The organism is Amycolatopsis thermoflava N1165 (assembly GCF_000473265.1).
Lineage (GTDB): Bacteria > Actinomycetota > Actinomycetes > Mycobacteriales > Pseudonocardiaceae > Amycolatopsis_E > Amycolatopsis_E thermoflava.
Genome location: NZ_KI421511.1, coordinates 1,971,861 through 1,994,401, shown reverse-complemented (window position 1 = coordinate 1,994,401; position 22,541 = coordinate 1,971,861). Strand labels below are relative to the sequence as shown.

The 22,541-nt window shown below is 71.4% G+C and carries 22 protein-coding genes; 17 read left to right on the top strand and 5 right to left on the bottom strand.

Annotation, left to right across the window (positions count from 1 at the left end):
* The first annotated feature begins 12 nt into the window (after nt 1–12).
* From AMYTH_RS0109965 to AMYTH_RS0109935, 7 genes are all read left to right on the top strand, one after another.
* Complete coding sequence (locus tag AMYTH_RS0109965) at nt 13–1,173, top strand: acetyl-CoA C-acetyltransferase (protein WP_027930189.1); 1,161 nt, start codon at nt 13–15, stop codon at nt 1,171–1,173.
* Nucleotides 1,170–2,627 carry an aldehyde dehydrogenase family protein gene (locus AMYTH_RS0109960; RefSeq protein ID WP_027930188.1) on the top strand — a complete coding sequence of 486 codons (1,458 nt, stop codon included), beginning with the start codon at nt 1,170–1,172 and terminating at the stop codon, nt 2,625–2,627. The genes AMYTH_RS0109965 and AMYTH_RS0109960 overlap by 4 nt, the downstream gene beginning before the upstream one ends.
* A 74-nt stretch (nt 2,628–2,701) precedes the next feature.
* Complete coding sequence (locus AMYTH_RS0109955; RefSeq protein WP_027930187.1) at nt 2,702–3,310, top strand: TetR/AcrR family transcriptional regulator; 609 nt, start codon at nt 2,702–2,704, stop codon at nt 3,308–3,310.
* A 98-nt stretch (nt 3,311–3,408) separates the two neighbouring features.
* Nucleotides 3,409–3,894, top strand: a complete 486-nt coding sequence (locus AMYTH_RS0109950; protein WP_157360573.1) for a hypothetical protein — start codon at nt 3,409–3,411, stop codon at nt 3,892–3,894.
* Between the two features lie 80 nt (nt 3,895–3,974).
* Nucleotides 3,975–5,135, top strand: coding sequence for an LLM class flavin-dependent oxidoreductase (locus AMYTH_RS0109945; protein ID WP_027930185.1), 1,161 nt, complete (start codon nt 3,975–3,977; stop codon nt 5,133–5,135).
* A complete protein-coding gene (locus tag AMYTH_RS0109940; protein WP_037322472.1) occupies nt 5,135–5,869 on the top strand; it encodes an SDR family NAD(P)-dependent oxidoreductase in 735 nt (244 codons plus the stop codon). Before AMYTH_RS0109945 ends, AMYTH_RS0109940 begins: the two co-directional genes overlap by 1 nt.
* Before the next feature lie 14 nt (nt 5,870–5,883).
* A complete protein-coding gene (locus AMYTH_RS0109935; RefSeq protein WP_051362628.1) occupies nt 5,884–6,795 on the top strand; it encodes an alpha/beta hydrolase in 912 nt (303 codons plus the stop codon).
* Here the strand turns inward: AMYTH_RS0109935 and AMYTH_RS0109930 are convergent.
* Nucleotides 6,783–7,568 carry an SDR family NAD(P)-dependent oxidoreductase gene (locus AMYTH_RS0109930; RefSeq protein WP_228684685.1) on the bottom strand — a complete coding sequence of 262 codons (786 nt, stop codon included), beginning with the start codon at nt 7,566–7,568 and terminating at the stop codon, nt 6,783–6,785. The two genes, AMYTH_RS0109935 and AMYTH_RS0109930, sit on opposite strands and share 13 nt — an antisense overlap.
* A gap of 109 nt (nt 7,569–7,677) precedes the next feature.
* Here AMYTH_RS0109930 and AMYTH_RS44525 point away from each other — a divergent pair, with 109 nt between their 5' ends.
* Genes AMYTH_RS44525 through AMYTH_RS44515 form a run of 3 tightly spaced genes read left to right on the top strand, consistent with a single transcriptional unit; the run spans nt 7,678 to nt 11,605 of the window.
* Entirely contained in the window at nt 7,678–9,192 is a 1,515-nt protein-coding gene (locus AMYTH_RS44525) for an MFS transporter (RefSeq protein ID WP_051362627.1), read from the top strand.
* A 14-nt stretch (nt 9,193–9,206) separates the two neighbouring features.
* A complete protein-coding gene (locus AMYTH_RS44520; protein ID WP_051362626.1) occupies nt 9,207–10,400 on the top strand; it encodes an LLM class flavin-dependent oxidoreductase in 1,194 nt (397 codons plus the stop codon).
* Nucleotides 10,397–11,605 carry a cytochrome P450 gene (locus AMYTH_RS44515; protein WP_157360572.1) on the top strand — a complete coding sequence of 403 codons (1,209 nt, stop codon included), beginning with the start codon at nt 10,397–10,399 and terminating at the stop codon, nt 11,603–11,605. Before AMYTH_RS44520 ends, AMYTH_RS44515 begins: the two co-directional genes overlap by 4 nt.
* A gap of 4 nt (nt 11,606–11,609) precedes the next feature.
* Here AMYTH_RS44515 and AMYTH_RS0109910 read toward each other — a convergent pair whose 3' ends face one another.
* The 3 genes from AMYTH_RS0109910 to AMYTH_RS0109900 all read right to left on the bottom strand — a co-directional run bounded on the left by AMYTH_RS0109910 (nt 11,610) and on the right by AMYTH_RS0109900 (nt 13,925).
* Complete coding sequence (locus tag AMYTH_RS0109910) at nt 11,610–12,884, bottom strand: bifunctional 3,4-dihydroxy-2-butanone-4-phosphate synthase/GTP cyclohydrolase II (protein WP_051362624.1); 1,275 nt, start codon at nt 12,882–12,884, stop codon at nt 11,610–11,612.
* Nucleotides 12,885–12,958: 74 nt separating this feature from the next.
* Nucleotides 12,959–13,249, bottom strand: coding sequence for a 4a-hydroxytetrahydrobiopterin dehydratase (locus tag AMYTH_RS0109905; protein ID WP_027930180.1), 291 nt, complete (start codon nt 13,247–13,249; stop codon nt 12,959–12,961).
* 1 nt (nt 13,250) lies between these two features.
* The gene (locus AMYTH_RS0109900) at nt 13,251–13,925 is read right to left on the bottom strand and encodes a Coq4 family protein (protein WP_027930179.1); all 675 of its coding nucleotides are present in this window, start codon (nt 13,923–13,925) and stop codon (nt 13,251–13,253) included.
* Nucleotides 13,926–13,983: 58 nt separating this feature from the next.
* Here AMYTH_RS0109900 and AMYTH_RS44510 point away from each other — a divergent pair, with 58 nt between their 5' ends.
* From AMYTH_RS44510 to AMYTH_RS0109885, 3 genes are all read left to right on the top strand, one after another.
* Entirely contained in the window at nt 13,984–14,559 is a 576-nt protein-coding gene (locus tag AMYTH_RS44510) for a TetR/AcrR family transcriptional regulator (RefSeq protein WP_051362623.1), read from the top strand.
* 95 nt (nt 14,560–14,654) lie between these two features.
* A complete protein-coding gene (locus tag AMYTH_RS44505) occupies nt 14,655–15,671 on the top strand; it encodes a phosphotransferase family protein (RefSeq protein ID WP_084022556.1) in 1,017 nt (338 codons plus the stop codon).
* A 9-nt stretch (nt 15,672–15,680) separates the two neighbouring features.
* A complete protein-coding gene (locus AMYTH_RS0109885; protein WP_027930178.1) occupies nt 15,681–16,892 on the top strand; it encodes an acyl-CoA dehydrogenase family protein in 1,212 nt (403 codons plus the stop codon).
* Between the two features lie 4 nt (nt 16,893–16,896).
* Here AMYTH_RS0109885 and AMYTH_RS46980 read toward each other — a convergent pair whose 3' ends face one another.
* Nucleotides 16,897–17,547 carry a TetR/AcrR family transcriptional regulator gene (locus AMYTH_RS46980; protein WP_051362622.1) on the bottom strand — a complete coding sequence of 217 codons (651 nt, stop codon included), beginning with the start codon at nt 17,545–17,547 and terminating at the stop codon, nt 16,897–16,899.
* A 146-nt stretch (nt 17,548–17,693) separates the two neighbouring features.
* Between AMYTH_RS46980 and AMYTH_RS44495 the strand changes: the two genes are divergently transcribed.
* From AMYTH_RS44495 to AMYTH_RS0109860, 4 genes are read left to right on the top strand one after another with little or no spacing between them, the layout of a single operon-like run.
* Nucleotides 17,694–19,130, top strand: a complete 1,437-nt coding sequence (locus AMYTH_RS44495; RefSeq protein WP_228685268.1) for an MFS transporter — start codon at nt 17,694–17,696, stop codon at nt 19,128–19,130.
* On the top strand, nt 19,127–20,071 hold the full coding sequence (locus AMYTH_RS0109870) for a thiamine pyrophosphate-dependent dehydrogenase E1 component subunit alpha (protein WP_027930177.1): 945 nt from the start codon (nt 19,127–19,129) through the stop codon (nt 20,069–20,071). Before AMYTH_RS44495 ends, AMYTH_RS0109870 begins: the two co-directional genes overlap by 4 nt.
* A complete protein-coding gene (locus AMYTH_RS0109865) occupies nt 20,068–21,069 on the top strand; it encodes an alpha-ketoacid dehydrogenase subunit beta (RefSeq protein ID WP_037322467.1) in 1,002 nt (333 codons plus the stop codon). Before AMYTH_RS0109870 ends, AMYTH_RS0109865 begins: the two co-directional genes overlap by 4 nt.
* A gap of 14 nt (nt 21,070–21,083) precedes the next feature.
* On the top strand, nt 21,084–22,529 hold the full coding sequence (locus AMYTH_RS0109860; RefSeq protein WP_027930175.1) for a dihydrolipoamide acetyltransferase family protein: 1,446 nt from the start codon (nt 21,084–21,086) through the stop codon (nt 22,527–22,529).
* Nucleotides 22,530–22,541 lie beyond the last annotated feature (12 nt).

Below are 22,541 nucleotides of genomic sequence, written 5' to 3'. Positions count from 1 at the left end.
GGAGACAACCACATGGCTGAGGCCTACATCGTCGACGCCGTCCGCACCCCGGTCGGCAGGCGGGGCGGCGGGCTCGCCGGGATCCATCCGGCGGATCTCGGCGCGCACGTGCTGGCGGGACTCGTCGAGCGCGCCGGCGTGGATCCGGGCGCGGTCGAGGACGTGATCTTCGGCTGCCTGGAGACGGTCGGTGGTCAGGGCGGCAACGTGGCCCGCACCGCCTGGCTCGCGGCCGGTCTGCCCGAGCACGTGCCCGGCACCACCGTCGACCGGCAGTGCGGATCGTCCCAGCAGGCGGTGCACTTCGCGGCGCAGGCCGTCCAGTCCGGCAACGCGGACCTGGTGATCGCCGGCGGTGTCCAGAACATGAGCGCCATCCCGATGGGCACCTCCCGCAAGGCGGGCCGGGAACTCGGGTTCGAGAACCCGTTCAGCGGATCCGCCGGCTGGCGCGAACGCTACGGTGACCAGCCGGTCAACCAGTTCCACGGAGCCGAGCTCATCGCCCAGAAATGGGGCATCACGCGGGAGGCCATGGAGTCCTACGCCGTGGAGAGCCACCGGCGGGCGGTGCGTGCCACCGACGAAGGCCGCTTCACCGGCGAGATCCTGCCGCTGGCAGGGGTCACCGCGGACGAGGGGCCGCGGCGGGACACGAGCACATCGAAGATGGCGCAGCTCAAGCCCCTGACCGAGGGCGGCCGGCTCACCGCGGCCGTGTCGAGCCAGATCTCCGACGGCGCGGCCGCGGTGCTGATCGCCTCGGAACGCGCGGTGGAGCGGCACGGGCTCACGCCCCGCGCCCGGATCCACCACATGTCGGTCCTGGGCGCGGACCCGATCTTCATGCTGACCGCGCCGATCCCGGCGACCGCGGCGGCACTGGAGCGCGCCGGGCTGGAACTGGGCGACATCGACCGGTTCGAGGTGAATGAGGCGTTCGCCAGCGTGGTCCTGGCCTGGCTGGCGGAAACGGGCGCCGATCCGTCGCGGGTCAACGTCAACGGGGGCGCGATCGCGCTCGGCCACCCGCTGGGCGCCACCGGGGCGCGCCTGATGACAACCCTGCTCGCCGAACTGGAACGCACGGGAGGCCGCTACGGCCTGCAGACGATGTGCGAAGGCGGCGGAACCGCGAACGTGACGATCATCGAGCGGCTGGAGCACGCGTGAGCGACCACCCCCACCACATCGACGGCGAATTCCGCCCGGCCCGCGGCGGCCAGTGGCTCGACAGCGTCAACCCGGCCACCGGGGAGGTGTGGGCCCGCATTCCCGCCGGGGAAGCCATCGACGTGCACGATGCGGTGGCCGCGGCACGGGCGGCGGCACCGGGGTGGGCCGCGACCCCGCCGATGGAGCGCGCGGCGATCCTGCGGTCCTGGGCCCGATCGGTCCGCGACCACGCCGAGGAGTTGTGGCGGCTCGACGCCACCGACAACGGCCGGGCGAGCACCGAGGCGCGGCCCGCGGTGCTCGGTGGTGCCGCGCAGATCGAGTTCCACGCGGGCCTGGCGGAGACGATCACCGCGGAAACGGTGTCGATCTCACCGGCCGCCCACACCTACTCGGTGCGCGAACCGTTCGGCGTGGTCGGCGTGATCATCCCGTGGAACGCGCCGCTGGCGATGTTCCTGGCCAAGGTGTCGGCGGCGCTCGCCGCGGGCAACACCGTCGTCGTGAAGCCACCGGAGCGGGCGTCGGTGTCGATCCTCGCCGCGGCCCGCCACCTGAGCGAGGCGGGGATCCCGCGGGGCGCGGTGAACATCGTGTGCGGCGAGGGAGCGACTGCCGGTGAGGCCCTGGTCGAGCACCGGGACGTGGCGAAGATCAGCTTCACCGGCTCGACGGCGACCGGTCGCCGCATCACCCAACGGTCGGTGACCAACCTCAAGGTCCTGGGGCTGGAGTTGGGCGGCAAGTCACCCAACATCGTCTTCGCCGACGCCGACCTGGAGGCGGCGGCGGCGGGCGTGGCCGCCGGGATCTTCACCGGCAGCGCCGGGCAGGCGTGCATCGCGGGCTCACGCATCCTGATCGAGGACTCGATCTTCGACGAGTTCGTGGAGCGGCTGCGCGGGCAGGCCGCCGCGATCCGGCTGGGCGATCCGCTCGACCCGGAGACCACGATGGGACCGGTCGCGTTCGACACGCAGTACGACAAGGTGCGCGGCTACCTGGACCTCGCCGAGGCCGAGGGCGCCCGTCGGGTGTTCGGCGGGCGCTGCGGCAAGGAGCTGTTCGACCCGGCATCCCCGTTGGCCGGGGGCTACTTCGTGGAGCCGACGCTGTTCGCGACCCCGGACAACCGGCTGAGGGTCTGCCAGGAGGAGATCTTCGGCCCGGTCGCGGTCGCGCTGCCGTTCTCTTCGGACAGCCATGCCCTGGACCTGGCCAACGACACGGTCTACGGCCTCGCGGCCGGACTTTGGACGAACGACCTGTCCCGCACCCACCGGATGATCGCGGGCCTGCGCGCGGGCACGGTCTGGGTCAACACCTACCGGCGGCTGCACTGGGCGCTGCCCTTCGGCGGCCAGAAGGAGAGCGGCAACCGGACGTCCAACGGGCCGCACACGCTGGACGAGTGGCTGGAGCACAAGAGCGTGTGGATCGAGCACGGGTGAGACCGCCGGGTTGTGTCCGCGCGGGCGGTCTTGGTTTGCTGGAGCAGGGCCAGCCGACGAGACGAGGGAGCCGGATGCCGGAGGAAGCGACGCGACAGGGCGGTGCTCGCCAAGCCCGCCGCGAGCAGACCCGGTCCCGGCTCGCCGAGGCCGCCGTGGACTGCTTCTCGCTGACCGGATACGTGGCCACGTCGATCGAGGACATCACGGCCGCGGCGGGCACCACCCGGGCGACGTTCTACCGGCACTTCAAGTCGAAGGCCGACGTCGTAATGGAGGTGCTGCGGCACCTCGACGAGCAGTACGAGCCGGTCTACACCGCGCTCGCCGAACTGGCCGAGGAACCCACCCGCGAGCGCATCGCCCAATGGCTGGACACCACGTTGCGGGTGTGGGAGCGCACCCGGATCGCCTCCGCCGCGGTGACCGAGGCGGCCCTGCTGGAGGATCCGGTCCGGGAGCGGCAGCAGACGAGCTTCGAACGCGACATCGACATGCTGAGCACCGCCTTGCAGAAGGGCGGGCGCTGGAATCCCGAGCAGGCCAAGGCGCGGGCGGTGCTGCTGTTCGGCCAGCTGCAGCAGATGTTCCTGCGCTGGTCGCTGCACGGCTGGGACGTCGATCGCGGGGAGATCCTCGAGGTGCTCACCCGGATGTGGAGCGCGGCGCTCGAGACCGACTGAACCGATCTAGGTAAAGAAAGAGACTCTGAGTCTCTTGACCGCCACGCGTGAGCGCGGTTACATCGGTCGTGCCCCCTACAGCGAAGTGGGAGATGGCCATGACCTCCATCCTCGACATCCCTGCCGTACGCGCCCGCCGCGCTCCCGTCGCCGCCCGTTCCGCGCTGTGTCTCGGCGACTCTCCGGCGCTGCCGCTGGTTCTCGACGCCGCGATGTCCACATCGGACGACCGGTCTGACCCGGACGCGGTCCTGATCGCCTGCGATGACTGGCCGGACGGCGATCTTCCCGGCCGGGTGCCCGAGTCGCTGGCCCGGGCTCGCCTGCACGGGCGGACCGTCGGCCTGATCGCCGTCGCGGCCGACCTCGCGCACGCAGCCCGGGTCCTCGCCCAGGTCCGGCTCCTGGTTCGCAGGCACGGCGGATTGCCGGTCGGTGCCGGCGTGTGCGTCGACGCCGCCGACATCGTCCATTCGGCGCGGGGACCGGCTTTCGCCGACGTCACCGTGGCAGCCCGGCTGGCCCTGCTGGGCCGCCGCGTCGACACCATGGCCCGCAGCCGCCGCGTTCTGCGCGCGGCCTGACTCCACCCCGGCATTCCGGCAGGGCATCTCCCTGCGCGCGGTAACCAAGCAAGCGATAGACCGACAGAAAGGCACGACCCGTGAAGTTCTCGATGATCTTCGAGGCCCAGATCGCCGATCCGACGCCGGAGAAGGAGCGTCAGGTGATCCTCGACTCGGTGGAGCAGGCCGTCTTCGCCGAACAGATGGGGTTCGACGGGATCTGGGCCGTCGAGCACCACGGGCTCGAGCACTACTCCCACATGTCGGCTCCGGAGCTGTTCCTCGCCACGGTCGCGGCGAAGACCACGCGCATCCGGATCGGCCACGGCGCGGTGTGCATGCCGTTCAACTACAACTTCCCGACCCGCGTGGCGGAGAAGGCGGCTTTCCTCGACGTGCTGTCCAACGGGCGCCTGAACCTGGGTGCGGCGCGTGGCGGCACCCGCCAGGAGGCAGCGCTGTGCAACGTGGATCCCGAGCGCACGGCTGCCGAGGTGGAGGAAGCCCTGCGGATCGTGAGCGCCGCCTGGCGCTCGGACGACTTCGAATGGCACGGCAAGCTGCTCGACCTGCAGGCGCCGAAGGGCAACGCGCCGCTGCGCATCCTGCCGCGCCCGATCCAGCGCCCGCACCCGCCGCTCTACCTGGCCAGCACCAAGCCCGACACCGTCGTGCACTCGGCCGACCTCGGCGTGGGCGCGCTGATCTTCGGGTTCGCCGGACTCGACAGCGTGGCGCACCAGCACAAGCTCTACCGGGAGCGGTGCGAGACGCGGACCGGGGAGAAGCTCGTTTCCGACGTCACCAACGACCAGTTCGTGGCGTTGTGCCCGACGATCGTGCTCGACGACGCCCAGCAGGCCAAGGAGATCGGCGCTCGCGGCCAGCGGTTCTTCGGTGAGTCGATCGGCTACTGGCATCTCGGCGGGGAGAAGCCGCCTACGGGGGACACGGTGAACGAGGACAACGTGGCCTTCATGCGTGAGCGCGCCGAGTCGCGGGCAGCGGCCTACGACCGCGGCGAGCTTCCGCAGTACTCGGAGCGCTCGCTGGCGTCGGCGAACTACAACATCGACCACGCCTACGGCACCGTGGAGACCGCGATCGACTACGTGACGGAGCTGGAGCGGGTCGGGGTGGACGAGGTGCTGTGCCTGATCCAGATGGGCACCGTCCCGCAGGAGGTGTGCCTGGAGACCATCCGCAACTGGGGCGAGCACGTCATCCCGCACTTCCGCGCGAAGGAGAAGCGCGCCTGATGCGGATGGCCGGAAAGGTCGCGGTGATCACCGGCGGGGCGCGTGGACAGGGCGCCGCCGAGGCGGCCCTGTTCGCGCGTGAGGGCGCCCGCGTGGTGGTGACCGATGTGGACGAAACCGGTGGCCGCGCGACGGCCGCCGGCTTCGGCGGTGAGTTCGCACGCATGGACGTCAGCGACGAGGCCGCGTGGGAGGAGGTCCTCGACGGTGTCCTGGCGCGCCACGGCCGGCTCGACGTCCTGGTCAACAACGCGGCTCGCTACTGGACCCGGCCACTGATGGAGGAGTCGGTGTCCGGGCTGGAGCAGATCTTCGCGGTCAACCTGCACGGGCCCTTCCTCGGTATCCGCGCGGCCGCGAAGCGGATGAGCGGCGGCGGGTCGATCATCAACGTGTCTTCGACCGCGGGCACGACGGGCTATCCCGGGCACGGCGCCTACGGAATGACCAAATGGGCGCTGCGCGGCCTCACCAAGGTCGCCGCGGCCGAGCTCGCGGCCCAGGGCATCCGCGTCAACTGCCTGATCCCGGGCGCCATCGCGGGACCGATGCTCGAGCAGAGCGTGCCCGCGGAGGTGCTGGCCGACCCCGCCCACTGGGCGGGCACCCCGCTCGCCCGTGCGGGCCGCCCGGACGAGGTGGCGCAAGCCGCGTTGTTCCTCGCGTGCGACGACTCCAGCTACCTCACCGGAACCGAGTTGGTCGTCGATGGCGGTGCCACGGGCACCGGATGATCGGAAGGATACGCATGGATCCCGAATTCACCGAGTTCCTGGCGGCGATGCCGCCCCTGCAGTTCGCCGACCCGGCCGCGCAACGGGAGCTGAGCGCGAAGGCGCGTGCGGAGTGGCCGGAAGTGCCGTGGCCGGACGGCGTCGCCAGGACGGACCATACGGTCGCCGCCGCGCATCCGGTGCCGGTTCGCCGGTACGTGCCGGACGGTGCCGGCGACGCGGCTCCCGTCGTGCTGTGGATCCACGGCGGTGGGTACTGCATCGGACACCCGGATGAGGACGAGCCGTTCTGCGCCAGGCTCGCCGCCGACACCGGCGCGGTGGTCGTCTCCGTCGACTACCGGCTCGCCCCGGAGCACCCCTACCCGGCGGCGCTGGACGACTGCTACGCCGCGTTGCTGGACTTCGCGTCCGGGGCGCCCCTGGTGGTGGCGGGCATGTCGGCCGGGGCCGGCCTGGCGGCGGCGCTCGCGTTGCGGGCCCGCGACACCGGCGGTCCCGTGATCAACGGGCAGGTCCTGCTCTGCCCTTTTCTGGACGCGACCATGGGCGCGGAGTCGATGGCCGGGCTGTCCGCGGCGCCGGTCTTCAACGCCGAGGACGCGCGCTTGTGCTGGGGCCACTACCTCGGGCCGCTGGTCGGAGCCCCGCCGGTGTGGGGATCACCCTCGGTGGCCCAGGACCTGCGCGGGTTGCCGCCGGCGTACGTGCTCGCCGCCGGGGCGGACTGCCTGCGGGACGAGGCCGTGCAGTACGCGCTGCGCCTGCAGGCCGCGGGGGTGGCAGCCGAACTGCACGTCGTGCCCGGTGTGCCGCACGCGTTCACCGCGATGCAGCCCGGCGCGTCGGTCAGCCGCCGGATCCGCGCCGAGCTGCTCGCGGTGCTGGGCCGGTTCCTCGAACCGGCCCCGGTTCAGACGCCGTAGCCGCCGTCGACGTCGAGGCACTGGCCGGTGATGAAGTCGGCCCGGTCCGAGGCGAGGAACGCGACCGCTTCGGCGATGTCTTCGGCATCGCCGAAGCGGCGCAGCGGGATGTTGCGGCGGGTGACCTCCAGGGCGGCGTCGTCGAGTTCGCCGGAGGAGATCAGCCGCTCGGCCATGCCGTCGGTCAGCATGCCGGGGCCGACGCAGTTGACGCGAATCCCGAACCGCCCCTCCTCGGCCGCCAGTGCCCGCGCGACCGCCTCCACCGCGCCCTTCGTGCCCGAGGACAGTCCGTCGCGCACCGGGAACCGGCGCGTGGCCGCGGTGGTGACGACAACGATGTTGCCCTTGCTCTCCCGCAAACGCGGCAGGGCGGCGTGGGCGAGGTTGAAGAACGCGGCGGCGTCGGCGTCCAGCTGCGCCCGGTACTGGGCCGGGGAAACCTTGCTCAGATGCACCATCGGCACGTGCGGGCCGGCCGCGTACACCACGGTGTGCAGCCCGCCGAACTCCGCGACGACCTGCCCGACGGCGTCGGCTGTCGCCGCTTCGTCGGCGAGGTCGAGCCGGAGGGCACTCTGCCGGCGGCCGAGGGCCTTGACCTCGCGGGCCAGGTCGTCGGCGGCGGAGTGGTTCGACCGGTAGGTGAACGCGACGTCGCTGCCGCGTGCCGCGAGCGTGCGGACGATCGCCTGGCCGATGCCACCGGTGCCGCCGGCGACGAACGCCGCTCCGGTCCTGGCGGAGAAGTCCGACATTGTCCCGCCTTCCACTGTGATGACTCCTTGTGCCGCAACGCTAGCACCCTTGCCAAGCGAGCGCTTGGTTGTCTAGTGTGACCGGAGTCTCTGGAGTGCACCGACGCACCGCAGGAGGTCCGTAGTGGTCGCCGAATCGTTTTCCCACCCCGACACCGCCGGTCCCGGCCACCACAGCGTGGACCGGACCTGGACGCCGCGTCGTGTCCTCGGGCTGCTCGCCATCGTGCTGCTCGCCGAACTCGCGGCGTTCTCATACAACCTGGTGGCCACCGCGCTTCCGGGGATCGCCGCGCACTACAGAACCGACCAGGTGGGCTGGACGATCACCATCGCGAACCTCGCCGCGGCCGTGGTGATGGCTGTCGTCGGCAAACTCGCCGACCTGCGCGGTAAGCGGCTGATGCTGCTCGTCGCCACCGGGCTCGCGGCGCTCGGCGCGGTCCTGTCCGCGCTCGCGCCGAACTACGCGCTGTTCATCGTCGGCCGGGCCCTGCAGGGGCTGCTCTACATCACGCCGGCGCTCGCGTACTCGCTGATCCGCGACGTGTTCCCGAAGCGCATCATCGCGTTCGCAGTCGCCGTGACCCTCACCGGCTCCGGAATCACGTTCATCCTGGCGCCGTTCCTCGCCGGGTGGCTCATCGACTCCTTCGGGGCGTTGTCGATCTTCTGGTTCGTCGCGATCTACGAGGCCGTGTGCATCGTGGCCGTGCTGGCGCTGCTTCCCGAATCGCCGCTGCGCGTGAAGGCGCGGCTGGACTGGCCGGGAGCCGTCCTGCTCGGGCTCGGCGGCGCCGCGCTGGTCTTCGGGCTCGGGGAGGGCCCGGAGTGGGGCTGGGGTTCGCCCGCGGTGCTCGGACTGCTGATCGGCGGGGTCGTGTGCTTCGCGGCATGGCTGTGGTGGGACCGGTCGTTCCCCGAGCCGCTGATCAACCTCCCGCTGCTGCGCAGTCGTCCGATGTGGACCACGCTCCTGCTCGGTGCCTCCGTCTACGCCGCCACGGGCATCGTGTCGTCGATCGTGCCGAGCATGCTGCAGACCCCGCGTGAGGTCGGCGGCGGCTACGGTTTCGGCAGCGACGCCATCGGCGTCGCCTACTTCCTGTCCCCGCTGGGCGCGGCCATGGTCGTCGCGGGCTTCCTGTGCGGCGCCAAGGCCGCCCGGTGGGGCATCCGCACGCCGATGATCACCGGCGCGGTGTTGCTGGCCGGGTCCGCGCTCGGCCTGGCGATCTGGCATTCCCACGCGTGGCAGGTCGCCGGTCTGCTCGTGTTGTTCGGTGCCGGCATGGGTGCGACGTACGGCGGTCTGCCGAACCTCGTCGTGCAGGCCTCGCCACCGGAGCAGCAGGGGATCGCGTCGATCATGGCGCTGGAGGGGCAGAACATCGGCACCGTCGTGTTGATCCAGGTCGCCTTCGCCGCGCTGACGGCGAACGTCGTCCAGGCCGGTGGCGGCGTGTTCTACAGCGAGACCGGGTACCGGGTGGCCTTCGCGGTGGCCGCCGGCTGTGGGTTGGTGAGCCTGCTGCTCGCGGTCCTGCTGCCGCACGGCCGGCGCCAGGACGTGCTGGGTGTGCGCACCGGGGCCGACGCCACGACCGGCGCCCACCAGACCGAGCGAGTGATGGATTGAGGGATCGGAGTCTGATGACCAGCAGTGTGTCGAGCCGGATGCGGTTCGGTGTCTTCCTCGGGCCGGAGCACAAACCCGGGAACAACCCGACCTGGGACCTCGAGCGCGACCTGCAGTTCGTCGAGCATCTGGACCGCCTCGGATTCGACGAGGCGTTCATCGGTGAGCACCACTCCAGCGGCTGGGAGATCATCTCGAGCCCCGAGCTGTTCATTGCGGCCGCGGCCCAGCGGACGCGTGACATCAAGCTCGCCACCGGCGTGATCTCGCTGCCCTACCACCACCCGCTGATGGTCGCCGAGCGCATCACGATGCTCGACCACCTCACGCGCGGCCGGCTGATCGTCGGGGTCGGGCCCGGGGCGCTGCCGTCGGACGCGGCGATGATGGGTCTGGAGTACACGCAGCTGCGGGAGCGGATGGAGGAGTCGCTGGAGGCGATCCTCGCCCTGTTCACCGAGGACGGGGTGATCGACCGCAAGACCGACTGGTTCGAACTGCGGCGGGCGCAGCTGCAGATGCTGCCCTATACGCGACCGCATCCGCCGATCGCCGTCACCGCTGTGGTGTCCCCGGCCGGGGCGAACCTGGCCGGCCGGTTCGGGCTGCCGATGCTGGCGCTGGCGGCCGCCAGTCCGGCGGGCAGCAAGGTGCTGGCCAAGCACTGGGAGATGTACTCCGAACAACTTGCTCGACACGGTTTCGGCGAACCCGACCGCGCCGACTGGCGTCTGGTCAGCTGCGTGCATGTCGCGCCGACGCGGGAGGAGGCCGAACGGCAGGTCGCCTACGGCATCGACCATGCGGCGCGCTACGCGCTGCGTGACGCGAGCTTCCTCAAGGCCGTGTACGAGACATCGGGCCTGCCGGAAGACGCGCCCTGGCTGGACGTCTTCCGCGCCTCGCAGCTGGGCGTGGTGGGTTCGCCGGAGGACGTCATCGAGCACATCGAGTACATGCAGGAGATCTCCGGTGGGTACGGCACGCACCTGATCCGGGTGCTCGACTGGGCGAGTCCGCGGGACACGCTCGACTCCTACGAGCTGTTCGCGCGCGAGGTGGCGCCGCACTTCCAGGATTCGGCCACCCGCAGGGTGGAGAACTGGCGGGCGTTCTCCGGGTCGGAAGGCGAGTTCCAGAAGGCGCTCACCGCGGCCAACCAGCGGGCGCAGCAACGTTACGACGCCTCCCGGTCGCTGGAGTCGTGACGGTGGGCCCGAGCGTGCCGGACTTCGACCTCCTGGGAGACGAGTGCCGGCGCGATCCCTCCGCTGCTTTCGCCGCCGCACGGGACGAGTCGTGGATCGTGCGGACGGTGCGCGGGTACGAGGTGATCACCTACGCCGCGTGCCGCGAGCTGAGCGTGGATCGCCGGCTGGACAGCGTGGGGCCGTCCTACTACCGGGACCTCGGCGCGTCCGGGGAGATCATGTGGTACGCCACGCAGGCGTCCCTGCCCATGATCGAGGAGCCCCGGCACGCGCGGATCCGCAAGGCCTTGCAGTACGGCTTCACGCGACCGCGCATCGAGGGGCTGCGTCCCCGGATGCGCGACATCGCGGCCCGTCTCCTCGACCGGCTGACCGATCGCGATCCCTTCGACCTCGTCGGCGATTTCACCGACATCTACCCCATCGAGGTGCTGTGCGCGCTGATGGGCGTGCCCGAGGCGGACATCGCCCGCTTCCGCGGCTGGACGGTCGACCTCGGGCTGCTGGCCAAGTTCCCGCTCCAGCCGCACATGGCGCGAATCGACGCCGCGATCCGCGGCCTGCGCGAGTACCTGGGCGAGCTGATCGAACGGCGACGGGCGGAACCCGGCGACGATTTCGTGAGCACGGTGATCGCCGCGCAGCGGGAAACCGGCACCCTGACCCCGGACGAACTGTGCGGGGCGTTGTTGAACCTGCTCTTCGCCGGCCACGACACGACCCGGTACCAGTTCGGGTCGGCCATACAACTGCTGGTGGAACACGGGCTGTGGTCGCGCCTGCGGGCGGCGCCGGAGGCGATCCCGGCGGCCGTCGAGGAGTCGATGCGGCTGGAACCGTCCCTGCACGTGCTGCTGCGGCAGGCGGTCGAGGACGTCGAGTACGCCGGCCTGACGATCCCGGCAGGCACGGCGCTGATCCTCAACACCTTCGCGGCCAACCGGGACCCGGCGATGTTCGCCGACCCGGACCGGTTCGACCTGCGCCGGGTGGACGCGGGGAGGCACCTGACGTTCGGGGTCGGCGGGCACATGTGCCTCGGGCACCTGCTCGCCCGGACCGAGATGAGCGAGGCCCTGCGGTTGTTCCTCGACCGGTTCCCGGGCCTCGCCCCGGCCGGGGAACCGGCCGTGCCCGCCGGGCTGTCGGCGATGAGCGGTGCCGAGCGGATCCCCATGACCGTGGGGAGCGGGCTCGGGTGAGGCGTCAGCCGCCGGCCGTTCCGTACGCGCGCGTCTCGCTGATCCCGGCGATCCGGTGCCCCATCCGGACGTTCTTGGTGAGCAGGTAGCCGATGTTGTCCGGCGTGACGGCGGCCGGCATCGGCACCCGTTCGGCGATCCCGATGCCACCGGACTCCAGCGCGGCGCACTTGGCCGGGTTGTTGGTCATCAGCCGCACCCGTCCCGCGCCCAGATCGTGGAGGATCGCGGCGGCCTCGGTGTAGTCCCGGAGGTCGGCGGGCAGGCCTAGCTCGTGGTTGGCGTCGACGGTGTCGTACCCGCGTTCCTGCAGCGCGTACGCGGCCATCTTCGCCGTGAGGCCGATGCCGCGGCCCTCGTGGCCGCCCAGGTAGACCACGACGCCGGTGCCTTCCCGTGCGACGGACCGGAGCGAGTGCCGCAGCTGCGCGCCGCAGTCGCAGCGCTGGGAGCCGAAGACGTCGCCGGTGAGGCATTCGCTGTGCACCCGGACCAGCGGCGCCGGCGCCTTGTCCGGTTCGCCCATCACCAGTGCGAGGTGCTCGGCGCCGTCCACGCCGCGGTAGGCGTGCGCCGTGAAGGTGCCCTCCGCCGTGGGCATCGTGGTGACGGCCACGGCCGCCATCCCGTGGCGTCGCCGGTGGGCGATCAGCTGCCGGATAGTGATGATCGGCAGGTCGTGCTCGCGCGCGAAGGCCAGCAGTTCGGGCCTGCGGGCCATCGATCCATCCGCCGACACCAGTTCGCACAGCACGCCGACGGGGGACAGCCCGGCGAGGCGGCACAGGTCGACCGTCGCTTCGGTGTGCCCCGGCCGTTCGAGGACACCGCCGGGCCGGGCGCGCAGCGGCATCACGTGCCCGGGGCGCCTGAGGTCGGCGGGACGGGTCGTCTCCGCGGCGAGCATCCGGGCGGTGCGCGCCCGGTCCGCGGCCGAGATCCCGGTGCCGACACCCTCGGCGGCGTCGCACGCCACCGCGAACGCCGTCCCGTGCGAGTCGGCGTTCGCGGCCGGCGGGACCATCGGGGGGAGGTCCAGCCGGTCGGCGCGGTCGGCGGGCATGGCCACACAGAGAAACCCGGAGGTGTGGCGGACGAAGAACGCCAGCGACCGCGCGTCGGCGAACTCGGCCGCCATCACCAGATCACCCTCGTTCTCGCGGTCCTCGTCGTCGACCACGAGCACGATGCCGCCGCGGGCGAGGGCGTCCAGGGCGGCCTGGACGGTGTCGAATCCGCGGCGCCCGGGAAGGGCGACGACGGCCGGTTCGGTTGCCATGCTGTCCTCCAACCAAGCGCTTGCTTGGATTGTGGCGCACCGCGGGCCCCGCTGTCAAAGCCGGAGACGCCGGATCAGGCGCCGTCGAGGAGGATCTGCAGCGCTTCGGCCAGCTCGACGTCCTGCGTGGTGATGCCACCGGTGGTGTGGGTGGTGAGGCGGAACCGGACGGTGCGCCAGCGGATGTCGATGTCGGGGTGGTGGTTCATCCTCTCGGCCACTTCCGCCGCCCGGTTGACCGCCTCGATCGCGAGCGGGAACGTGCCGAACGACATCGTGCGTTCCAGGCCGGTGCTGTCGGCGATCCACCCGGGCAGGTGGGCGAGCGCGGACTCGACTGCCGCCGGGGTCAGGAGCGCTGCCACGTCAGACCTCCATGGTCCGCGGGGTGATGCCGAGGTCGGCGCGGACGTCGGCGATGGGACGCTCCCACATCTCTTCCAGCGCGAAGGACAGGAACGGCTTGGCGGCACGCCCGCGCGCGAATCCGGTGGCGAGCTCGTGCAGGTGTCGCCGCGCCTGCTCGGGGTCGGCCAGCACGTGGTGCAGGAGCACGGTCGATTCCTGGATCACACTGTGGATCATCGCCAGGCCTCCCTCCGCCGGCAGGTAGCGGTCCTGCTGGCCCAGGTAGAAGCCGGTGATCCCGGTTTCGTCGGCGACGCTCGTGGAGTAGCCGAGCAGGGTGTGCATGATGTCGTGCGTCTGGTAGATCCGCTGCCGGAGGTAGAGCGTGTCGTCGGACGGGGGAACCTCCGGGTAGAAGTCCTGCCGGAGACCGTGTCTGGTCATGTGCCTGCCGTAGGCGCCACCCAGGGTGTCTTCGGGCATGCGGGCGAGTCCGGTGATGTCACACGGCTTCGGCTGGTAGCGCGAGCGCAGCGCTTCGGCGGCGTACTCACTGCCGCGCCACATGTTTTCGATCCGTTCGTGATCCTTTTCGGACTGTGCGTCCCGGAGGATGCGGTCCAGTTCCATCGCCTTCTCCGGCGTGGGCCGGTCGATCATCGTGAGGGCGTGGCCGAGCACTCGGTGATCCATGGGGGCTCCTCGCGTCGTCGCGAATTAGTGAGCAGAATGTTCCGTATATGCTGGAGCCGTGTCAAGCGATGAAGGTCGCCGCAGGCGCGGGCGTCCGGTCAGCCCCGAGGTCGACGAGCGCATCCGCCACGCCGCACTGGCACTGCTGCGTGAGGGTGGGTACGGCAGGCTGACCTTCGACGCGCTCGCCACGCGTGCCGGCGTCAGCCGGAACTCGCTCTACCGCCGGTGGACGTCGAAGGCGGAACTCGTGTTCGACGTCGTGTTCTCGGGAGCGCCCGATCTCGTCGTGCCCGACACGGGCAGTCTGGGCGGCGATCTGGCAGCGGTCTTCGCCGCGTTCGCCGACGACTTCGGCAGGCCGGAGGTCGCCGCGGTGATCGGCGGCCTGATCGCGGATTCCCGGGGAGACGGGGATCTCCGGGAGCGGTTCGCGGCGCGGGTGGACGCGGCGACACGCGATGCGCTCGGCGAGGTCGCGCGGCGGGCGCGGGGGCGGGGTGAACGAGTTCCGGACGACGTGGAGGCCCTCACGCATCTGCTCGTGGGAGCCGCGATGTACCGGACGGTTGTCCTCGGCGCCGATCCGGGGCCCGTCCTGGCAGTGCTGGAAGCCCTGGTGTCCGGGTCGTGAGCTGTGACGTGCCAGGCGGCCGCTTGACGAGGCCGCTATCCGATCAGATGATTTGAACAACTGATCGGACAAGCGTCTCGACGAGGAGAATCCGCATGGCAAGCCAGCCCCTCCAGGACCACGCCGAGGCGATCGACCTCGGGCTGGTGAGCCGCCTGTTCCGGGAGGCGGGCATCGAACCGGCCGGCCCGCTCCGCGCGGACCTGCTGTCCGGTGGTCGCAGCAACCTGACCTTCGTGCTCACCGACGGCGCCTCCGAGTGGGTCTTGCGCCGCCCGCCGCTTGGTCACGTGTTGGCGACCGCCCACGACATGGACCGTGAGGCACGCGTACAGCGAGCCCTCGGCAGGGCTGGGTTCCCGGTGCCGCGGGTGGTGGTCACCTCTGCGGATCCATCCTTCTACGTGATGGCCCGCGTCCCGGGCACGGTGCTGCGGACCGATGCCGACCTCGCGGCAGTTCCGGTCGCCCGGCGTCGCGCGCTGGGGGAGGCCTACGTGGACGCTCTGGCGGCGCTGCACGCGGTCGATCCCGGAGCGGTGGGGCTCGGCGACTTCGGTCGCCCGGCCGGTTTCGCGGGCAGGCAGGTGGCGCGCTGGTCGAAACAGCTGGCGGGCTCGCGGTCTCGCGACCTGCCCGGACTGGACGAGCTGGCGACCCGGCTCGCGAACGCGGTGCCCGCGGACCAGCGGGGCGCGGTCGTCCACGGTGACTTCCGGCTCGACAACATGATCTTCGACCTGTCCGGCGCCCCGGAGCTGCGCGCCGTCCTGGACTGGGAAATGTCCACGCTCGGCGATCCGCTGACCGATCTCGGCCTGGTGTGGTTGTTCTGGGAAGGCTGGCGGGGGATCGACAACCCGATCGCGGGCACCGCCGGGACGCACGAGGGCTACCCGTCCTGGGGTGAGCTCGCCCAGCGGTACCGGCGCCGCTCCGACCTGCGTCTCGACGACTTCGCCTGGTACCAGGCCTTCGCGTGTTTCAAGCTCGCGGTGATCCTCGAGGGCATCCACTACCGCCATGCTCAGGGGCTCACCGTCGGCGAGGGGTTCGCCAGCATCGGCGACATGGTCGAGCCGCTCGTGTCGCGCGGCCTGGACCTGGTCTGAGGAGGGGCAGTGGATTTCACCTTCGACGAGCGCACCGAGAAGCTGCGGCGGGAACTGCTCGACTTCATGGACGAGGAGATCTACCCGGTCGAGGACCAGTTCGCGGACGAGGTGGCCGCGGGCAACCGGCGGCCTGCCGTGATGGCTCACCTGAAGGCCGAGGCGCAGCGGCGTGGTCTGTGGAACCTGTTCCTGCCCGATCCCGAGCACGGTGCGGGGCTGACGAACGTCCAGTACGCGCCCCTGGCGGAGATCACCGGGCGCAGTCCCGCGATCGCGCCGGAAGCGCTCAACTGCGCGCCCCCGGACACCGGCAACATGGAGCTGCTCGCCCTGTTCGGCACCGACGAGCAGAAGCAGCGCTGGCTGCACCCGCTGCTGGCCGGCGCCATCCGGTCGGCGTACTGCATGACCGAACCCGGGGTGTCCTCGTCCGATCCGGGGAACCTCACGACCACGATCGAACGGGACGGCGACGAGTACGTCCTGCGAGGCCGCAAGTGGTGGTCGACCGGGCTGCTGGCCGATGAGTGCGAGCTGCTCGTCGTGATGGGGGTGTCCGATCCTGCCGCGCCGCCGAAGTCGCGCTACAGCATCGTCCTCGTGCCGGCGGACACCCCCGGGGTGCGGAAGGTGCGCGGGCTGCGGATGTTCGGTTACACCCACAGCGCGAGCGGCGGACACGGTGAGGTCGAGTTCGACGGCGCCCGGGTGCCGCGGACTGCCCTGCTCGGCGAGGAGGGTGCGGGCACCGCACTAGCCCAGGCCCGCCTCGGGCCGGGGCGGATTCACCACTGCATGCGCATGGTGGGGATGGCCGAGCGCGGGCTCGAATTGCTGTGCCGGCGGGCGCTCGAACGGCAGACCTTCGGCACGGGGCTCGCCGACCAAGGGGTGATCCAGGAATGGATCGCCGAAGCGCGGGTGCGCATCGACCAGGTCCGGCTGCTCGTGTTGCGTGCCGCCTCCCTCATCGACCGGGAAGGCGCGCGTGCCGCGCGCACCGACATCTCGGCGATCAAGGTCGCCGCGCCCGCGATGACGGAATGGGTGCTGGACAAGGCGATCCAGGTGCATGGCGCCGCGGGTCTGTCGCAGGACACGCCGCTGGCCGAGCTGTGGGTCCAGGCGCGGACGATGCGGTTCATCGACGGCCCGGACGAAGTGCACCGCATGGTGGTGGCCCGGCGCGAGCTCGCCCGCCACCGCCCGGCGGACTGACTGTTCAGGCGCTGGACCGCGCCGCGGCGACAGCCATGGCGTGGTCCAGCCCGCCGGCCACGAACTCCGCCAGCGCCGTCAGCTGGCGCTCGGTCTCCTGCGACGGGACGCCGCCCATGGCCCACGACCATCGCGCCGTCATCTGGATCAACGTGTTGGCCGCGATGCTCCAGTTCAGCTCCTGCTCGTCGGCGGGCACGTCCGGGTAAGCCCGGGACACGAGCTCGTGCAGGAGCTTGTTCGTGGCGGGTGCGGTGCCGAGCAGGCGTTCGTCGTGGGCGAGGCTCAGCTGCCCGCAGATCGCCAGCCACCGCGCCGCTCGCTCGGGGTCGCGTTCGATCAGCTCCCGGTAGGGGATGGTGAGCAGCCCGACCAGATCTCGCGCGGTCGGGACCGTCTCCCGCGCCGCCAGCTCCTCGGCGAGGCCGTGGATCCGCTCGCGCACCGGCTCGCCGTCCCGCAGGAGCACGGCGTTGAGCAGGGCGTCCTTGCTGCCGAAGTGGTAGTGCACGGCCGCGGGCGCGAGCCCGGCCTCGGTGTTCACGGCTCGGATCGATACCCCGTCCACGCCTTGCTCGGCGAACAGTTTCGCCGCCGCGTCGACCAGCGCCGCGCGCGTCGCCTCACCGTCGCGCGGTCCACTCCGCCGGGCCATCGGTCCTCCTCGTGCCGGATTCAGGTCAGTCTACCGAGCAAGTGAACCGAACACTTGATTCGATCAGTTGATCGGAATAGGCTGCCCGTGAGCGAGGCCACCTCCCGGTGGTTCCGCAACGAAGCGGAGGTGAATCCTTGACGGCAGTGCAGCCGCCCGAGGCCCCAGTGCGCGCCGCCGAGCTCGGGCTCGGCCGTGCGATCGCGGTCCTCACGGTCCTCGTGTTCGTGACCGAGGTCGTGGCCCTGTCCTTCCAGCTGGTCACGCCGGCGCTGACCGAGATGTCGGCCGTGTTCCAGACGGCCCAGATCGGCTGGGTCGTCACGATCCTCAGCCTGGTGGGCGCCATCGCGGTCCCGCTGGCGGGCAAGTCGGCCGACATCAGGGGCAAGAAGAAGGTCATGGTGTGGCTGACGGCGGCCATGATCGTCGGCTCGATCGTCGTGGCCCTCGCGCCGACCTTCGGCGTCGTCCTCGCCGGTCGCGCCCTGCAGGGCCTGATGATCGCCGCCGGCCCGCTGACCTACTCGCTGATGCGCGACGTCATGCCCGGCCGCATGCTCGCGCTGGGTGCGAGCATCTCGACCACCGGTATCGGGCTGGTGACCGTGGCGGGCCCGTTCCTGTCCGGCTTCCTGATCGACCACTTCGGGTTCCGGGGTGTGTTCTGGTTCCTGGCGGGCCTCGGGGCGCTCGCGCTCGTGGCCCTGCTGGTCCTCGTGCCGGAGTCGCCCCTGCGGCTGCCGGCTCGCCTCGACGTGCTGGGCGGGGTGCTGCTCGGCGGAGCCGTGGCGTTGCTGCTGCTCGGCCTGACCTTCGGCCCGGAGCACGGCTGGGGGTCCCTCGCGGCCCTGCTGCCCCTGCTCGGCGGCGTGCTCGCGGGCGTGCTGTGGTGGTGGCACCAGCGGCGCGGCGATGAGCCGCTGGTCGACCTGCGGGTGGTCCGCGCCCGTCCGGTGTGGACGGTGATGGTCGCGGGTGCGGCCGTGATGACGGCCGTCACGGCCGCGGCCGTACTGATCCCGCTGATGGTGCAGACGCCGAGGGCGCTGGCAGGCAGTTACGGGTTCGACGCGACGGCGAGCGACGTGCCGCTGTACCTCGTACCGGCGGGAGTGGCGACCATGCTCGGCGGCTTCGCCATCGGTGCGCTGGCCCGCAAGCTGGGCCCGCACCGACTGCTGGTGCTCGGGGCGACCCTCATGGCCGTCGGCTCGGTCGCGCTCGCGTTCCTCCACGGCGAACCGTGGCAGGTCGTGACCGGGTACCTGATCAGCGGCGCCGGCAGCGGACTTGCGATGGGCGCGGTGCCGAACCTGGTGATCGCCGCGGTCCCGCCGGACCAGCAGGGGGTGACCGCCGGTGTGGTGAGCCTGTTGCAAAGCCTGGGATCCAGCGCCGGAGTGCAGATCATCTTCATCGTCCTGGCGCTGCAGGTCGTCGCCGTCGCCGGCGGCCAGCCGATCTACGCCGGATCGTCCTACACCATCGCGTTCATCCTGGTCGCCGCGCTGTCGCTGGTGGCAGTGGTGGCGGTCCTCGCCGCGGGAACGCGGCGGAAAGCACACGAGGAGGGGCAATGACCACAGTGGACCGCACCGAGTTGTCGGTGGCGCTGTTCACCACGATCGCGCGGGCCCGCGCGGTGGAGGACGCCCTGGCCGTCCACATCCGCGACCACGGTTTCGCGGGGTACTGGCATCCGGGCAAGGGCCAGGAGGCGGCCGCGACGGGCGCCGCCGCCGCGCTCGCACGCGACGACTACCTGTTCTACCAGGGGCGCGGCGTGACCTGGCCGCTGGCGAAGGGCATGGGGCTTGGCCCCATCATCGGTGACCTGCTCGGCAAGGCGACCGGATCCACCGGCGGCAAGGGCGCCGGCGTTCCGCACTGGGCCGACGCGTCGCTGGGCATCATGGGGGAGGGCGCCTCCCTGGGCAGCGTCTTCCACATCGCGGCCGGCGCCGCGCTCTCGGCGAAGATGCGGGGGACCTCGCAGGTGGCGCTCGCCGACTTCGGCGACGGCACCTCAGCACGCGGCACCTTCCACGAGACGCTGCTGCAGGCTTCGGTGTGGCGCCTGCCGCTGATCTACTTCTGCGAGAACAACGGTATTTCGGTCTCCACCCGGTTCGAGGACGTCAGCCCGACCAAGACGATCGCCGAACGCGCCGCAGCCTACGGCGTTCCGGGTGAGGTCGTCGACGGCCACGACGCGCTCGCGGTGTACGACGCGGTGGCGAAGGCCGTGGAACGGGCCCGGGCCGGGCAAGGGCCGACGCTGATCGAAGCGACAGTGACCCGCGTGGGCGGCCACTGGGAAGGCGACGCCCAGCAGTACCGCCCCGCCGATTTCCTGGCGGATTACCGGGATCCGCTGGAGATCATGCGCTCCCGCGTGGACGGCGATCTGGCCGACAAGATCGTGGCCGAGGCCCGTGACGAAGTGGCCGCCGCGCTCGAGGAGGCCGAAGCGGCCCCCTACCCCGACCCCACCGTGATCTTGAAGGACGTGTTCGCATGAGCGTGGAAACGGTGCCTGACACCGCCGTGATCAGCTACGACGCCGCCCAGGGTGCGGCGCTGGCCGAGGAGATGCGGCGCGATCCGACCGTGTTCCTGATGGGGCAGGACGTGGCGATGGGCGGCTTCTTCGGCGGCGGCCGCGGCCTGGTCGAGGAGTTCGGCCTGGAACGCGTCCGCAACACCGGCATCACCGAGGCTTTCATGGTCGGCGCCGCCGCCGGCGCGGCGATGACCGGCATGCGCCCGGTGGTTCAGCTCGGCTTCGCCGACTTCAGCCTGATCGCCGGTGACGAGATCTTCCAGAAGCTCGGCAAATGGCGGCACATGCACGGCGGCCAGTTCGAACTGCCCGCCGTGATCATCATGCCGATTGGCCCCAGCGGTGGTGCGGGTCCGGAGCACTCCGGCTCGATGGAAATGCTGCCCATGCACTTCCCGGGGCTCAAGGCGGTCGTGCCGTCGAATCCCGCGGACGCCAAGGGATTGCTCAAGGCCGCAATCCGGGATCCGAACCCGGTGCTGTACTACCCGAGCAAGCAGCTCAACTTCAAACGCGGCCCGGTGCCCTCCGACCCGGACCTGGTGATCCCGCTGGGCCAGGCCGCGATCGCGCGCCCCGGAACCACGGTCAGCGTGATCAGCTACGGCTGCATGGTCCCGCGCGTTCTCGAGGCGGCGCAGGCGCTGTCGGCGGAGTCGATCGACCTGGAGGTGATCGACCTGCGCACCCTGGTCCCGCTCGACCGGGACACGATCCTCGCCTCGGTGACGAAGACCGGGCGCGCGATGATCGTGCACGAGGCGCCCCGGACCGCCGGCCCCGGCGCGGAGATCGCCGCGCTGATCCAGGAGCACTGCTTCTACGCCCTGGAGGCGCCGGTCGCCCGGCTGGGCGCGGTCGACGCGCCGATCCCGGCCAGCCGCTTCCTCGAAGACCTCTGCTTCCCCAGCGTCACCGACATCGTCGAGCTGGCCCGACGGCTCGCTCGCGCCTGATCCGGAGATCTCCCATGACGACCCTGATCGATGTCCACCTGCCGCACATGGGCGTGGTGGAACAGGCCGTGCTGACCTCCTGGCTGCGGTCGCCCGGCGACCGCGTCGAGGCCGACGAGCCGCTGTGCGAGGTGTCGACCGACAAAGTCGACACCGAAGTGGTGTCACCGGTGTCCGGCGTACTCGTCGGCTACGTCGCCCAGATCAACGATGAGGTGCCCGTCGGCGCCGTGATCGCCCGCTTCGCGCCGCCGGAGGCCACCGACGACGAGATCGCCGAGGCGATCCGCGGCGGGTCCGCACCAGCGCCGGCCGCCACGCCCGCACCGGCGCCGGCCCCCGCGCAGGAGCCGGAGCCGGTCGCGCCAGTGCGACCGGAACCGTCGGTCAACGGGCACGCCCCCGGCGCCACGGAGGCGAAGCCGGCACCGCTCGCCGTCGCCGAGCCACCCGAGGACGCGTCCCTGGTCCTCCGGGCCGGATGGCTGCCCCTGCCCGCGTTCGCCGCACCAGCGGCCGGGCGCGGCAAACCGGCTACCCCGCTGGTGCGGAAGCTGGCCAAGGAGCGCGGCCTGGACCTCGCGCGGATCGACGGCACCGGCCCTGGCGGGCGGGTGACGCGCAAGGACATCGAGGCCGCGACGGCGGCACCGGAAACGGCGCCGCAGCCGGCCACACCGGCGCCGCAACCGGCCCGCCCGGCGGCCGCCCGCAGCGGGGGAGTGGAGCTGCCCCGGGGCTATGAGGAGGTCGCCCACGAGGCCGTCCCGCTGACGCCGCAACGCCGCGCCATCGCCCGCAACCTCCTGGAGTCGGTGAGCACCGCGCCGCAGCTGACCGCCCAGGTGGACGTCGACATGTCCGCCGTGACGCGGGTGCGCGCGCAGGTGAACGAGCGCAGGCTCGCCCGGGGCGAGGCGAAACTGAGCTTCCTGCCCTTCATCGCGCGCGCGTTGTGCGCGACGGTGGCCGAGCACCCGGACCTGAACGCCACCTTCACCGAGGACCACCTGCTGCGCTGGCGGCCGGTGAACCTGGGCGTCGCCATCGACGCGCCGCAGGGGCTGCTGGTCCCGGTGATCCGGGACGCCGAGCGCCTCACGGCACCCGCGCTCGGGGACGCCATGGCGGACCTGACGCGGCTCGTTCGTGACCGGAAGGTGAGCGCCGCCGACCTGACGGGTGGCACGATCACGATCAGCAACTCGGGCAGCGCGGGCGGGGTCACCGCCACGCCGATCCTGACCCAGCCGCAGGTGGCCTCGCTCGGGATCCCGGCGATCGTCCGCACCCCGGTGGCCGTCACCTCACCCGAGGGCGAGGAGTACGTCGCGATCCGCCCGGTCGCGCGGTTCGGCCTGACCTTCGATCACCGCGCGTTCGACGGGGTCGCCGCACTGCGCGCCCTGCAGGCGATCCAGCACAAGCTGGAAACCTGGTCGGCCGAGGCCTACCTGTGAAACTCCGGACGG